The sequence below is a fragment of the Roseibium aggregatum IAM 12614 genome (genome assembly GCF_000168975.1).
In the GTDB taxonomy this organism is placed as follows: Bacteria; Pseudomonadota; Alphaproteobacteria; order Rhizobiales; family Stappiaceae; genus Roseibium; species Roseibium aggregatum.
In genome coordinates this window covers 1-13,190 of record NZ_AAUW01000011.1, presented here as the reverse complement: position 1 = coordinate 13,190, position 13,190 = coordinate 1, and the positions used below count along the sequence as shown (strand labels likewise).

Here is a 13,190-nt window from a genome sequence, read left to right as displayed (position 1 = left end):
TGTTATTTTTGACAGTAATTTTTATTTTTTCTCCTATAGGAACTTTGATACATGATGAGACTTTAATCAAATGCAAATTGATTGGGAAAATATCTCGTTAAGTTCATCGAGTAAAATAATCGTATTTTGAAATTGTGTTATATTATTCAATGTCTAAGGTGAGGTCGAACGAATGTCGGTTCGATCAGTTGTTGCTCGTGAATACTGTCATCCAAAAACCTGTCATCTGATAGAAATGCACAGGCTTGCGGCCGGAGTTGTCTCCGGCCTTTTGCACAGCAGGCTGCCCGGCCGCCGCCACGGTCGGGCTGTCAGAGGCCATCTCTTTCCTTCAAGCGCCCTCGCGACTGACCAGTTCAGCCAGCTGGCCGAAGCAGCCGTTCCAACCGCCACCGACGCCGCGGCGGGCATCCTCGGTCTTGATCGCCTCGTGACGCAGCTTGACCTCGGTCGCCTTGCCCACCTGGGTAAAGGTCACGGAAACCCTGGACGTATCGGTCGCTTCCCGTGTACCGTCCGCAAATTCCAGAACGTGGCGCCAGGAAAACTCAAGGCGGTGTGGCGCATCGATGGCCAGATATTCACCTTCGAAGTGGATCTGTTTTTCCTGGGTCTTCTCGATGACGAAACACCAGCGCCCGCCAACCTGTAGGTCGATTTCGGCTGACACCAATCCGCCGGACTTCGGCACGAACCAGCAACGAACCTCATCGGGCTCGGTGAAAGCCCGGAACACGCGGTCCGGATTGGCCCGGAAAAGACCCTCCACAAGCACTGGTTCCTGACCCGGCGAGGATTGCAGATAGGTGGCAGCTTGCTGATCAGCCGTCATTTTTCACTCTCCTTGGCAAGGTGCCGGGCTAGGGCGTCGAAACGGTCGATCCAGAAGGCTTCGTATTTGCTGAGCCAGTCGACGGCTTCCTTGATGGGGGCGCCGCGCAGGCGGCAATGACGTGTACGGCCGCGTTTTTCGATGTCGACCAGCCCGGCATTCGAGAGAACCCGCAGGTGTTTGGACACCGCCGTCAACGACATGTCGAACGGTTCGGCAAGTTCCGAAAGGGATGTCTCGCCGTCGGCAAGCCGGGCAACGATGGCGCGGCGGGTTCCGTCGCTGAGCGCTGCAAAGGTGGCGTCGAGCTGTGGCATGTCGGTTGCAATCATAAAGTAAACCTTTTGGTTGACTGTTTCCCGAGCTCTATTATAGTCAACTAATTGGTTGAGTAAATGCGTGACGCGTGAAACCCACTCAATTTCATGCCGGTCAAACGCGGGGCGTTTGCATACCGAATGTGCCGGTGACAACCGGTCTGACAGCAAGTGGAGTGATGGACATGAAATTATATACAGCAGATATTTCGCCCAATTGCCGCCGTGTCGAAGCTGTGCTTCACCATCTCGGACTTTATGATGAGGTCGAGGTGTGCCGGTTGAACCTGCTGGCGGGCGAACACCTGAGCAGCGACCTGAGCACCAGCAATCCCAATGGGAAGGTTCCAACGCTTGTCGCGGGTGACATGAACCTTTGGGAAGCCAATCCGACAATGATCTATCTGTGTGACAGGGCAGGGGCCGAAGGATTTTGTCCGACAGACGCGAAATCGCGCTTTGAAATTCTGCGCTGGATGTCCTGGGAAGCGCAGCATTACAACCGGGCGATCGCTGAAATCACCTGGGAGACGATGGTCAAGCCGCTGTTCGGCCTGGGAGACCCGGACGAGACCAGGATTGAAACAGCCAGCCAGAACTTCCACCGCTTCGCTGGTGTTCTGAACTCCCATTTGGAGGAACGAGCCTACATGCTTGGCGGCAGCATTACCGTGACGGACTTTGCCGTTGGGGCTTTTTCCGCGTTGGTGTCTAGCCCGCAATCCCGGGTGCCGCTGGACGATTATACCAACGTGACGGCCTGGTATCAGCGGCTTGAAGCCATGCCGGCCTGGGCGGCAACCGCGCCGACGCGCTTGATGGAAGCTGCGGAATAAACGATTGCGCGGCGGCCGGTTCCGGCCGCCGCGGCTTTCCTCAATCTGAAGCGGTCACAGGTTCTGACCACCCGAGACTTCAATGCGCTGGCCGGTCATCCAGCCGGTATTGCCGCTCAAAAGGGCCGTGATAGCCCCGCCGATATCGTCCGGAAGACCGGCACGGCCCATGGCCGTCATGGCGGCGACGACCTTGTTGACTTCCGGATTGTCGCGCACGGCACCGCCACCGAAATCCGTCTCAATGGCACCGGGCGCAAGCGTGTTGACGGCGACGTGCCGGGGCCCCAGCTCCTTGGCGAGATAGCGGGTCAACACCTCCACCGCGCCTTTCATCGTTGCGTAGGCGGAATATCCGGGCAGGGAGAAGCGGGCGAGGCCGGAGGAAACGTTGAGAATGCGTCCGCCATCGGCAATCAGGGGCAGCAAGTGCTGCGTCAGAAAGAAGACGCCCTTCACATGAACATTCATCAACTGGTCGAAGTCGGCTTCCGTGGTCTCAGCGAAAGGCCTGTGGATGCCGGTGCCGGCGTTGTTGACCAGAAAATCGAAATTCTCGCGTTGCCAGGTTTGTTGAAGAACCGTTTTCAACGCAGCCGTAAATGCCGGGAATCCGGCCGTGTCGGCGGTATCGAGCTGCAGGGCGACAGCCCTGGCACCCAGCGCTTCAACTTCGGCAACCACCTGTTCGGCCTCGTCCTTGCTGGATCTGTAAGTCAGAACTGTGTCGATGCCACTCTTGGCAAGATGCAGCACCGTGTTGCGGCCAAGGCCGCGGCTGCCGCCTGTGATGAGCGCGATTTTGGGGGATGTGGTCATGGCATTTGCTCCAGAGGTACGGGGTTTGATGTCATCGACCCTGAAGTAGTCCGTCCCGAGCAGCGATGTCTGCCGGTTTCTCCAGAAGACCTGCCTGTTTCTCCAAACCAGAGAAGTTGAATGGTTGCCATCTCCAACCGGCGAGCGTATCGCTGGGGTTTCAGGGGAGCAAACCATGCCGCCAGATGAACTGATCCGGAAACTAGTCGCATTTGCTGACGATCACGGCGCGGGCGGAGATCCGTTTCCCGTAGGGGCGGGCAGCATGACATTGGTGCGTCAACGCCAGCCAACCTTGATTTACCCCGTCGTCTACCGGCCGATTTTCTGCCTGGTTCTCCAGGGCGAGAAACAGACTTATCTCGGGTCGCAAACCGTCCGGTTCGGCGCCATGCAGTCGCTGATTGTCGGGCTGGACCTGCCGGCGCAAGCGCGGGTGGTAAGCGCGAGCCGGACCGAGCCTTATGTCGCGCTGGCCCTTCCACTGGATATGGCCCTTATTCGTGAATTGGCTCTGGAGATCGACCGGCCAGGCAAATCGTCTCCGGCTTCTGGGGCGGTGGCAAGCGGAAGGGCGGATGCGGCTATCGTCGATGCCATGCGGCGCCTGTTCGAGCTTTCGCAGATGCCTGAGGCCGGCAAGGTCTTGCTACCGCTGCTTCTGCGGGAGATCCATTACTGGCTTCTGACGGCGAAACACGGCGCCATCCTGCGCCAGGTTGCTGAACAGGACAGCCATGCCGCGCGCATCGCCAGGGTCATCGCCGGTATCCGTCGGGACATCGCCGCGTCCCTGCGGGTCGATGATCTGGCTGGCGACGCGGGCATGAGCGTGTCGGCCTTCCACGCGCATTTCAAGGAATTGACCGGCACCAGCCCTCTGCAGTTTCAAAAACAGTTGCGGCTCATGGAGGCGCGCAGGCTTCTGCAGGCGGAAAAACTGTCCGTCTCCCGGGCGGCGTTTCAGGTGGGTTATGAAAGCCCGACCCAGTTCAGCCGGGAATACTCCCGGCATTTCGGGCTGCCGCCGCGCGCGGACAAGGCGCAGGGCCCCTCGCAGGCGGCGCTTTGACCGTCTGCGAGCGAACCGGCTTTTCTAGATGAACAACTCGCCTCTAGCGACCATCGTCGCCTGACCGCCGATCCTGACCGCATGCATCTTGCCGCCCTCGATGTCGATCTCCAGATCGATCAGAGAGGGACGTCCCATCTCGAAGCCCTGTTCGATGCGGATATGGTGCGTGCCGTTGGGCAGGTCGTCATAATAATCGACGACACCGGCGAAAGCCGCCGCGGCCGAACCTGTCGCGGGGTCTTCGGGAATGCCCATGTCGGGTGCGAACAGGCGGGCGTGGAAGGCGCTGTCGTGGGAGCGGGTCTCCCGGCAATAGACGTAGGCGTCGGTGTGGCCGTTCTTGCCGAAGCCGGCGTTCCACATGGCCGGCATCGGCTTGGCGCGCGACAGCGCATCGAGATCGCGTACTGGCACAAAGGTGAAAGCCGGGCCGACGCGGAAGCGGGAAGGGCCGTGGTTCTCGAACCCGATGTCGCTCGGCTCCAGATTGAGCGCGGCGGCGATCAGCTCGATGTTGTGGGTCGGTCCGGCGGGCTCCGGCAGGCTCGGAACGTCGAACTCGGCAAAGGCGGCGGCATGCTCGCGCAGGATCACGGCGCAGCGCACCGTGCCGATCTGCTGTTTCAGAACGACAACAGCATCCTGTTCGCCCGAAATCTCGCCAAAGCGTTCGGTTGCCAGAAGAATGGCCGTGCCGACTGTCGGGTGACCGGCAAAGGGCAGTTCCATCTTTGGGGTAAAGATCCGCATGGTGGCCGAATGGCCGGGCTTTTCCGGTGGGAAGACGAAGACAGTCTCCGAAAGATTGAACTCACCGGCGATCTTCTGCATCTGCTCGTCGCTCAGACCCTCGGAGTCCAGAACCACCGCCAGGGGGTTCCCGGCAAGGGTCGTGTTTGTGAAGACATCCAGGATCGCATAGCGGCGGCTCATACTTCTCTTCTCCCTGAAGCCGCCATGCCTGCCTTCAGAGGAAGCCGGGCAAGGGGCTCGAATGCTGTAAAACAACCAACCTGTCCTCAACGGACAGCCCCTGTCAAACCCAAGGTGCCGGGTTCAAAGGTGAGCGGACTTTTGCATGTTCAGGCAAGTCCTGCCAGTGCTTAGTGCGTATTCTTGGTGAACAAAATATTGCCGTTCCCGGCCGCATTGTCCTGCGCCGGTCATGGCAGCAGATATTGGCCGAGCGAGCGGGCGTAGGGCACGATGGCACTGTCCTCAAGATCCGCGCGTGTGCGGATGATGCGTATGTCCGCCAGTTCCTGTTCTTCGGATGCCTCGGAGAAACGCAGGATCTCCGTGCGCAGTTGTTCAGCGGGACGAGGTACGTCCATCACCTGCCCGATGGAAATCCGCCAGCCGTCGAAAGTCACCAGCAGTTCCGCAGGCCGGACATCCTCTGGCTTCAGGCCGGTTTCCTCTGAAAGTTCCCGGTAGATCGCCCCAACGACGTCGACCTTGCCATCTTCGGTGAGATCGGTCGGGTCGAGATTGCCGCCGGGAGGATAGATCATCCCCGCCGTCGCCGTTTTCCGGGACATGACACCATAAAGCAACGCGCCCTCGGCGGACCGCAGGATGGCGGAGCCGAAAAGATTGTACGAGGTTGGATCGGGAGCGCCCCAATCGCGCCAGGCCAGAAAAGCGGCAAAGGAACATTCCGCGCAGTTGCCGTTGAAGGTGCCGTCCTTGAACTCAAATCCGGTCAGCTTCATCGTGCGGCCATTCCACAGAAGCGGAATGCGCTTCTTGGCTTCCTCGAAATACGCCTCGATGGCCTCCGCATGCGCGGTTTCGAAGGCCCATGGTTTGTTTGAAACCTCGATGTTCAGCGACTGCACCCGGTAGACCGCCGGTGCCAAGGGTTTTTCCATCAAGGGAATGTCCTTGCCGGGTGACATTGCGCTAGGCCTTGTCGCCAGGGTCTTGAACCCGCGCTTCTCATAGAACGGGCCCGCGTGGGCATCGCTTTCCAGGTAAAGCCGCCTCAGTCCCTGGCGGTGGGCATGGTCTTCGGCACGCTTCAGCAGAAGATCGCCAATGCCCTGGCGCTGGGCTTCCGGGGCAACAAACAGGAAGTCGATAAGGAGGGTGTCTTCGCTCTGGGGAGAGAGCCCTGAAAAGGCGACCGGAAGGCCGTTCCGCTCGGCAACAGTCATCGTCAGCGAACGGACGGTTGCCTCGGAAATCTGCCAGTATTCGCGAAACTCCGCCATCTTCTCCTCCGGATAGCCCCAGGAGGCCTTGGCACGGTGGAGAATATCGGTGAGGGCAGGGACATCGGCCTCGGTGGCCGGGCGCAGTTTCAATGGCATGGGCAGTCCAGTCGGTTACGTTCCGGACAGCCCTAGCCAGACATTGTGAAAGTTACAAGGCGGCAGGCCTCGTTTAGTCCTACTTGATGAACGTGCCGTTCTGCAGTTCGGTGACTGCCTGGATCAGCTCCTGGCGCGTGTTCATTACGATCGGTCCGTGCCAGGCAACGGGTTCCTTGATCGGGGCGCCGGAAACGAGCAGGAAGCGGATGCCTTCCTCTCCCGCCTGAACCACGATCTCATCACCGGACCCGAAGATCACCAGAGAGCGGTTGCCGGTCTCGTCGCGGATCTTCAGTTCCTCGCCGCCAAATTCCTTCTCCGTCAGCACACCGAACGGGTCTGATGCGCCCTCGAAGGTTCCGGAGCCCTCGAAGATATAGGCGAAGGTCTGCTTGTAGGTGTCGACCTTGAAGCGTTTCTTCTGACCGGCCGGTACGTGGATGTCGAGATACTGCGGATCGGCGGCAATGCCGTCCACCGGGCCGCGCTTGCCCCAGAATTCGCCACAGATGATCCGGGCCGAGGTGCCGTCGTCGTCGGTCACTACCGGGATCTCTTTCGAGGCGACATCCTGGTATCGCGGTGCTGTCATCTTCAGCGAGGAGGGCAGGTTTGCCCAGAGCTGGAAACCGTGCATGCGGCCGTTGGCATCGCCCTTCGGCATTTCCTGATGCATGATCCCGCGACCGGCAGTCATCCACTGAACGTCGCCCGCCCCCAGGTTGCCGCTGTTGCCCAGGCTGTCGCCGTGTTCAACGGTGCCGGCCAGAACGTAGGTGATGGTCTCGATGCCGCGATGCGGATGCCAGGGAAAGCCCTTCAGGTAGTCTTCGGAGCGTTCGTTGCGGAAATCGTCAAGCAGGAGGAACGGGTCCAGCATTTCCGGGTCCTGAAAACCGAAGACCCGCTCCAGCCGGACGCCGGCGCCTTCCAGGGTCGGTTGCGTGCTGCCGATGTGCGTTACGGGACGGATGGACATGATTGTTTCCTGCTGCGAATAGAGTTCGATTTGACTGGAAGATAGTGGCCTGGCGGGCAAAACCTAGTCTTTGGTCCGCAGACGCAGTGTTTCGTCAGGCGAAACAGTGACACTGCTACTTTGATCGCTTTTTAGCGACCGGTGCCTGGCCCAAAAGGGTTGCATCTTGCGGCCTGTCCGCCCACATGCGAGTGTGCCCGCCTGTTTGGCCGTCTGGTCAAATCCCCAATTCCGAACCGGTTGAAACGATGGCTCCGATACTTTCCGTCCGCGACCTGGAAAAAACCTATGATGGTGGCTTCCAGGCCCTCAAATCCGTGTCTCTGGATATCCAGCAGGGAGAGGTGTTTGCGTTGCTCGGGCCGAACGGCGCCGGCAAGACCACCCTTATCAGCACGATTTGCGGTCTTGTGCGGCCGACCTCCGGCAGCATTCACGTGTGCGGTCATGACGCCTTGAGCGAGTACCGCGCCGCCCGCCAGATGATCGGTCTGGTGCCGCAGGAAATGCCAACGGCTCCCTTTGAAATGGTGGGCGATACGGTCGCCTTCAGCCGCGGTCTGTTCGGCATGAAACCGGATCCGGCGCGGATCGAGAGCATTCTCAAGGACCTGACGCTCTGGGACAAGCGCAACAACCCGATCATGGCCCTGTCCGGTGGCATGAAGCGGCGTCTTCTGGTCGCCAAGGCGCTGGCGCACGAGCCGAAGATCCTGTTTCTGGACGAGCCGACGGCCGGTGTGGACGTGGAACTGAGACACGACATGTGGCGCATCGTGGGGGAGTTGAAGAACAAGGGCGTCACCATCATCCTGACGACGCACTACATCGAGGAGGCCGAGGAAATGGCTGACCGTGTCGGGGTGATCAACAAGGGCGAAATCATTCTGGTTGAGGAAAAGGCGGAGCTGATGCGCAAGCTCGGGCGCAAGTTGTTGTCGCTCAGCCTCACCGAGCCCCTCAGCGATATCCCCGGCAGCCTTGCCCACTACGACCTGAAGCTTGAGGACGAGGGACGCAGTCTGGTCTACACCTATGATACACAGGCGGACCGTACCGGCATCACATCGCTTCTGACCGACCTCTCTCAGGCCGGTGTCCGCTTTCACGACCTGCAGACCGACCAGTCGTCGCTGGAGGATATCTTCGTTGGCCTGGTCAGTCAGGGGTGAGGCGGAGATGGAGAAAGGCTTCACCATTCGCGAAGCGGCACTTGAGGACAGCACGGCCCTGACGGATCTGTGCATGCGCTCCAAGCAGTCGAACGGTTACGACGACACCTTCATGGCGATGTGCGCCGAAGAACTGAAGGTCCGCGACAGTTGGATCGAGGATGACGATTTCTGGCTGGCGCAGGATGCCGATGGGCGGCCGGTCGGCTGTATCCGGCTGTCCACGGTTGAGGATGGCGAAACGGGCGAACTTGAAACCTGTTTTGTCGACCCTGCCTGGCAGGGTCGGCGTGTTGGCCGGGCCTTGTTCGACGTGCTTTACGAAAGGGCACAAGACCTTGGCCTGGTGAGGATCGGTCTCGATGCGGATCCTTTTGCAGAACCTTTCTACGCCCGCATGGGCTTCAAGACCATTGGCCGGGCACCGTCCGGTTCGATCCCGGGGCGTACATTGCCCCGGATGGAACTCCAACTGACTTCGGGGCAGCAGCGCACATGAATTTCGAAGCGATCAAAGTCATCTATCTGACGGAAATGGCGCGCACCCGGCGCACGATCATGCAGAGCATTATATCGCCGGTGATCTCCACGGTGCTTTACTTCGTCGTCTTCGGAGCGGCCATCGGCTCGCGGATTTCCGAAGTCGACGGCGTCAGCTACGGCGCTTTCATCGTTCCCGGGCTGATCATGCTGTCTCTGATGACACAGAGCCTGTCCAACGCATCGTTCGGCATCTATTTCCCTCGGTTCACGGGTACGATCTTCGAGGTGCTGTCAGCTCCGGTGTCGTTTCTGGAAATCACCGTTGCCTATGTCGGCGCGGCGGCGACGAAGTCCATCCTGGTCGGCCTGATCATCCTGATCACGGCGAGTTTCTTCGTTCCCCTGGAGATCCAGCATCCGGTGTGGATGGCAGCGTTCTTTCTGCTGACGGCCATCACCTTCGCGCTGCTCGGGTTCATCATCGGCATCTGGGCCGACAACTTCGAAAAACTGCAGTTCGTCCCGCTGTTGATCGTCACGCCTCTGGCTTTTCTGGGCGGCAGCTTCTATTCCATCAACATGTTGCCGGAAATCTGGCAGAAGATCACGCTGATCAACCCGGTGGTTTACCTGATATCGGGCTTCCGCTGGAGCTTCTATGGTCAGGCGGATGTCAGCCTGTGGCTGTCTTTGCTGGCAACCACGATCTTTCTTGGCGGGTCTCTGGCCGTCGTGCACTGGATTTTCAAGACCGGTTACCGCCTGAAGGCATAAGGGCCGGCTGAAACGCAAGTTTGAGAGAGCGGGAATGCGTGCGTCTTTCCTTTTGAAGAAGGCTTCGATCTTCGTACTGGCCGGGTTCCTGGCTGCCTGTCAGACAGCTCAAGGTCCAGCCCCGGCACCTGCTACAAGCACTGCGCCTGCGGTTGAGGCAGCCCCGCTTCCAGCCGTTGCCTATGCTCCGGAAACGGCTGTTGAGCGCGGGTTTTCCGCGCTGGTGCTGAATGCATCCACCGGTGAAGAGCTTTACGCGGTCGATGCGGATGCGCCGCGTTATCCCGCGTCGCTCAGCAAGATGATGACGCTCTACCTGCTTTTTGAAGCCGTCTCCGAAGGGCGATATTCGCTTTCCACTCCCTTGAGCGTTTCCGCCAAGGCGGCATCGGAGCCTCCGGCGAAAATCGGCCTCAAGGCGGGATCGACCATCACTGTAGAGGAGGCGGCCAGGGCGCTTGCGGTCAAATCGGCCAATGATGTTGCCATTGTCGTTGCCGAAAACCTTGCGGGCAGCGAAGCGGCCTTCGCCCGGCAAATGACCTCCCAGGCACGGGCGCTTGGTCTGTCGCGTACCCGCTTCGTCAATGCCACCGGCCTGCCCGACCCGGCGCAAGTGTCCTCGGCCCGCGACATGGCGGTGCTGGGCCTCACCCTCAAGCGCCGCTTTCCGCAATATGCCAGCTATTACCGGGCCAAGTCCTTTTCCTACAACGGCCGCACATTCAGGGCGACCAACAACCTGGTCGGCAAGGTGGCTGGCGTCGACGGCCTGAAGACGGGCTATATCCGCATGTCGGGTTACAATCTTGTCGCGACCGCCAATCGCGGTGGCAAGCGTCTGATCGTTGTCGTCATGGGCGGAGCCAGCGAAGCGGCGCGGGACAAGGAAGTCACACGGCTCATCGAAGCCTATTCCTGAGCGAGCCCGGAAAGCTCAGGAAGGCGCTGCGTCGGACACAGTGTCGACAATGGAAACGCGATTGCGACCGGTTCGTTTGGACTGGTAGAGGCTCTGGTCGACCGTCTTGAGCAATTCGTTAGACGGCAGCTTGCTGCCGTTGCCGTGATAGACGCCTGCCGAAGCCGTCAGGTTGAACTCCCGCGGCGCGAACTCGAACCGCAGCCCGGCGATGCGTTCGCGCAGGCGTTCGGCGACACGGTAGGCGTTCTCCCGTGAGATGGACGGCAGAAGCACCGCGAATTCCTCGCCTCCAAGGCGGGCGAAACAATCGTTCTGGCGCAGATGCGCCTTCACTTCCGAACAGACCCTCACAAGCGCCTCGTCGCCGGCGACATGCCCGAACCGGTCGTTGACCTGTTTGAAATGGTCGAGGTCGAAATGGACCAGCCCGAAATCGTCCTTGGGCGTCTCTTTCAGAAGGTTTTCCAGACGCGCCTGGAATTCCCGGCGATTGAAAGCGCCGGTCAATGGGTCTCGCCGGGCATCCTCCCGGTTCCGGTTGGCCGCGAGTTCGAACGACAGCGCCAGGGAGAAAGCACCTGTCAGGCTGATGAAGACCAGGGCGCACATCAGGTGAATGTCCACGATCACGTCATCGATCATGCCGGGGCCCTGGGGGGCGCCGGAGACAAGCCCGTGCACGGTGCGCAACGTCCCCTCGGCGGCCAGAAAGACGAACGCCAGGATGAGGCCGATGCTGGAGATCAGGCCCCGGAACGGCTTTGAGGCATAAATCGTGATGGTTGCAACGGACAGCACCATAAACACGACATTGGCGGCCAGATAGGCCAGGGCATAGTTGGAAATCAGATAGGCGCAGCTTGCGGCGAGGGCATAGACGAAGGCGGGAGCGGCAACATTGCTGATTTTGCTTGGCATGTGCGCCAACAGGCGCGCGGCGTGCCAATGAAAGCCGAAGCCAAGCAACAGCAGTGTGTTGGGAAGCAGATAGGCGGCCAGCGGCGGCAGCCAGTTGCTGACAGCAAAGCCGATCAGCGCCAATGCCAGCAGGGCATTGGCGGCGGCCCAGCTCAGCCAGTGGGTTCTCGGACGTGTCTGCAGGGATATGGCGAGGAAGCAGATGGCAAAGATCGACAGCAGAAGCACATTTGCTGAAAAGAGTGTCGACAGATCCATCAAGGGGGCTCCGGGGCCGGATGCTCATTCTTGGAAAGAGTATTGATTAAGTTACGGGAAAGGCTCTTGCAATCCAGTTAGCCGTGATGAAAAAACTTTTATCAATTCGGGAGTTTGCCGGTTCGATCCCGTTTACGATCCTCGTGAAATCTGCGGAGGTTTCAAGCCTTCGTCTCAGGCGAACGATTGTCGTCGTGCCGTCTTTCGGGGAGCGGCTGACGTCCTGCGGACATTCACTCGAGAGCTGACCGGTGCGCCCGAAAAAAAAGAAACCCCGCTGTTGCCAGCGGGGTTTCGTTTCGGGCCGATGGGGCAAAGCTTTTTAGTTCTTGGTCTTGTCGACGAGAGCGTTGGACTTGATCCACGGCATCATGCCGCGCAGCTTTTCGCCAACTTCCTCGATCTGGTGTGCATCGTTCAGGCGGCGGGTCGCCTTGAACTTCGCAGCGCCTGCACGGTACTCCTGCATCCAATCGGAGGTGAACTTGCCGGTCTGGATGTCGGTCAGGACGCGCTTCATTTCTGCCTTGGTTTCCGGTGTCACGATGCGCGGACCGGTCACGTACTCACCCCACTCAGCGGTGTTGGAGATGGAGTAGTTCATGTTGGCGATGCCGCCTTCGTAGATCAGGTCGACGATCAGCTTCACTTCGTGCAGGCACTCGAAATAGGCCATTTCCGGAGCGTAACCAGCTTCGACCAGGGTTTCGAAACCGGCGCGGATCAGTTCGACGAGACCGCCGCACAGAACGGCCTGTTCGCCGAAGAGGTCGGTTTCGCACTCTTCCTTGAAGGTGGTTTCGATGATGCCCGAACGGCCGCCGCCGACGCCGCAGGCGTAGGACAGGCCGAGGTCATGGGCATTGCCGGACGCGTCCTGGTGAACAGCGATCAGGCACGGCACGCCGCCACCCTTCATGTATTCGCCGCGCACGGTGTGGCCCGGGCCCTTCGGAGCGACCATGAGAACGTCGACGGTGGATTTCGCTTCGATCAGGCCGAAGTGAACGTTGAGGCCGTGTGCGAAGGCGATTGCAGCGCCGTCACGGATGTTGGCTGCAATATGGTCCTTGTAGATGTCGGCCTGCAGTTCGTCCGGGGTGGCCATCATCATCAGGTCGGCCCAGGCGGCAGCATCTGCCACGTTCATGACCTTGAAGCCGTCGGCTTCCGCCTTGAGGGCGGTCGTGGAGCCTTCGCGCAGGGCAACTGCGATTTCGGTGCAGCCGCTGTCTTTCAGGTTCATCGCGTGGGCGCGGCCCTGAGAGCCGTAGCCGATGATGGCGACTTTTTTGGATTTGATCAGGTTAAGATCAGCATCACGATCGTAATAAACGCGCATGGGTTCCTTTCTCCCGTCTGCATTCTGTCAGTTGAAGGCCGGTTTTCCGGTCTTGATTGGTTCTGGTGGTTCCCAGTTTGTCCGAAGGTTCGAAGCGCTCAGGCCCCGAACAGACGGTAAAAGCGGTCGACGGCCACTTCGG

At 59.7% G+C, this 13,190-nt stretch carries 15 protein-coding genes; 6 read left to right on the top strand and 9 right to left on the bottom strand.

The window, feature by feature from the left end; translation table 11 throughout:
* Positions 1-184: 184 nt before the first annotated feature.
* The 3 genes from SIAM614_RS32750 to SIAM614_RS15550 are packed head-to-tail and all read right to left on the bottom strand — an operon-like array spanning position 185 to position 1,149.
* Entirely contained in the window at positions 185-322 is a 138-nt protein-coding gene (locus SIAM614_RS32750; protein ID WP_006935867.1) for a hypothetical protein, read from the bottom strand.
* 9 nt (positions 323-331) lie between these two features.
* Complete coding sequence (locus SIAM614_RS30615) at positions 332-832, bottom strand: SRPBCC family protein (RefSeq protein WP_006935866.1); 501 nt, start codon at positions 830-832, stop codon at positions 332-334.
* The gene (locus tag SIAM614_RS15550) at positions 829-1,149 is read right to left on the bottom strand and encodes an ArsR/SmtB family transcription factor (protein WP_208984010.1); all 321 of its coding nucleotides are present in this window, start codon (positions 1,147-1,149) and stop codon (positions 829-831) included. The genes SIAM614_RS30615 and SIAM614_RS15550 overlap by 4 nt, the downstream gene beginning before the upstream one ends.
* A gap of 185 nt (positions 1,150-1,334) precedes the next feature.
* Here SIAM614_RS15550 and SIAM614_RS15545 point away from each other — a divergent pair, with 185 nt between their 5' ends.
* On the top strand, positions 1,335-1,985 hold the full coding sequence (locus SIAM614_RS15545; RefSeq protein ID WP_040440439.1) for a glutathione S-transferase family protein: 651 nt from the start codon (positions 1,335-1,337) through the stop codon (positions 1,983-1,985).
* Between the two features lie 54 nt (positions 1,986-2,039).
* On the opposite strand, the gene SIAM614_RS15540 is transcribed toward SIAM614_RS15545, so the two are convergent.
* A complete protein-coding gene (locus tag SIAM614_RS15540) occupies positions 2,040-2,804 on the bottom strand; it encodes an SDR family NAD(P)-dependent oxidoreductase (RefSeq protein WP_006935863.1) in 765 nt (254 codons plus the stop codon).
* A 175-nt stretch (positions 2,805-2,979) separates the two neighbouring features.
* Here SIAM614_RS15540 and SIAM614_RS15535 point away from each other — a divergent pair, with 175 nt between their 5' ends.
* Positions 2,980-3,876 (top strand): AraC family transcriptional regulator, encoded by an 897-nt coding sequence (locus SIAM614_RS15535; protein ID WP_006935862.1) that lies wholly within the window; start codon positions 2,980-2,982, stop codon positions 3,874-3,876.
* Positions 3,877-3,900: 24 nt separating this feature from the next.
* On the opposite strand, the gene SIAM614_RS15530 is transcribed toward SIAM614_RS15535, so the two are convergent.
* The 3 genes from SIAM614_RS15530 to SIAM614_RS15520 all read right to left on the bottom strand — a co-directional run bounded on the left by SIAM614_RS15530 (position 3,901) and on the right by SIAM614_RS15520 (position 7,176).
* Positions 3,901-4,812 carry a PhzF family phenazine biosynthesis protein gene (locus SIAM614_RS15530; RefSeq protein WP_006935861.1) on the bottom strand — a complete coding sequence of 304 codons (912 nt, stop codon included), beginning with the start codon at positions 4,810-4,812 and terminating at the stop codon, positions 3,901-3,903.
* Between the two features lie 230 nt (positions 4,813-5,042).
* The gene (locus SIAM614_RS15525) at positions 5,043-6,194 is read right to left on the bottom strand and encodes a GNAT family N-acetyltransferase (protein WP_006935860.1); all 1,152 of its coding nucleotides are present in this window, start codon (positions 6,192-6,194) and stop codon (positions 5,043-5,045) included.
* 79 nt (positions 6,195-6,273) lie between these two features.
* Entirely contained in the window at positions 6,274-7,176 is a 903-nt protein-coding gene (locus SIAM614_RS15520) for a pirin family protein (RefSeq protein ID WP_006935859.1), read from the bottom strand.
* 248 nt (positions 7,177-7,424) lie between these two features.
* Between SIAM614_RS15520 and SIAM614_RS15515 the strand changes: the two genes are divergently transcribed.
* From SIAM614_RS15515 to SIAM614_RS15500, 4 genes are read left to right on the top strand one after another with little or no spacing between them, the layout of a single operon-like run.
* Positions 7,425-8,348, top strand: coding sequence for an ABC transporter ATP-binding protein (locus tag SIAM614_RS15515; protein ID WP_006935858.1), 924 nt, complete (start codon positions 7,425-7,427; stop codon positions 8,346-8,348).
* Positions 8,326-8,847 (top strand): GNAT family N-acetyltransferase, encoded by a 522-nt coding sequence (locus tag SIAM614_RS15510; RefSeq protein ID WP_157139892.1) that lies wholly within the window; start codon positions 8,326-8,328, stop codon positions 8,845-8,847. The genes SIAM614_RS15515 and SIAM614_RS15510 overlap by 23 nt, the downstream gene beginning before the upstream one ends.
* Entirely contained in the window at positions 8,844-9,605 is a 762-nt protein-coding gene (locus SIAM614_RS15505) for an ABC transporter permease (protein WP_006935856.1), read from the top strand. Before SIAM614_RS15510 ends, SIAM614_RS15505 begins: the two co-directional genes overlap by 4 nt.
* A gap of 34 nt (positions 9,606-9,639) precedes the next feature.
* A complete protein-coding gene (locus tag SIAM614_RS15500; protein ID WP_006935855.1) occupies positions 9,640-10,527 on the top strand; it encodes a D-alanyl-D-alanine carboxypeptidase family protein in 888 nt (295 codons plus the stop codon).
* Positions 10,528-10,542: 15 nt separating this feature from the next.
* Here SIAM614_RS15500 and SIAM614_RS15495 read toward each other — a convergent pair whose 3' ends face one another.
* Together SIAM614_RS15495 and ilvC are read right to left on the bottom strand one after the other, a co-directional pair.
* Complete coding sequence (locus SIAM614_RS15495; protein ID WP_006935854.1) at positions 10,543-11,706, bottom strand: GGDEF domain-containing protein; 1,164 nt, start codon at positions 11,704-11,706, stop codon at positions 10,543-10,545.
* A 322-nt stretch (positions 11,707-12,028) separates the two neighbouring features.
* A complete protein-coding gene (gene ilvC / locus SIAM614_RS15490) occupies positions 12,029-13,048 on the bottom strand; it encodes a ketol-acid reductoisomerase (RefSeq protein WP_006935853.1) in 1,020 nt (339 codons plus the stop codon).
* Between the last annotated feature and the right edge of the window lie 142 nt (positions 13,049-13,190).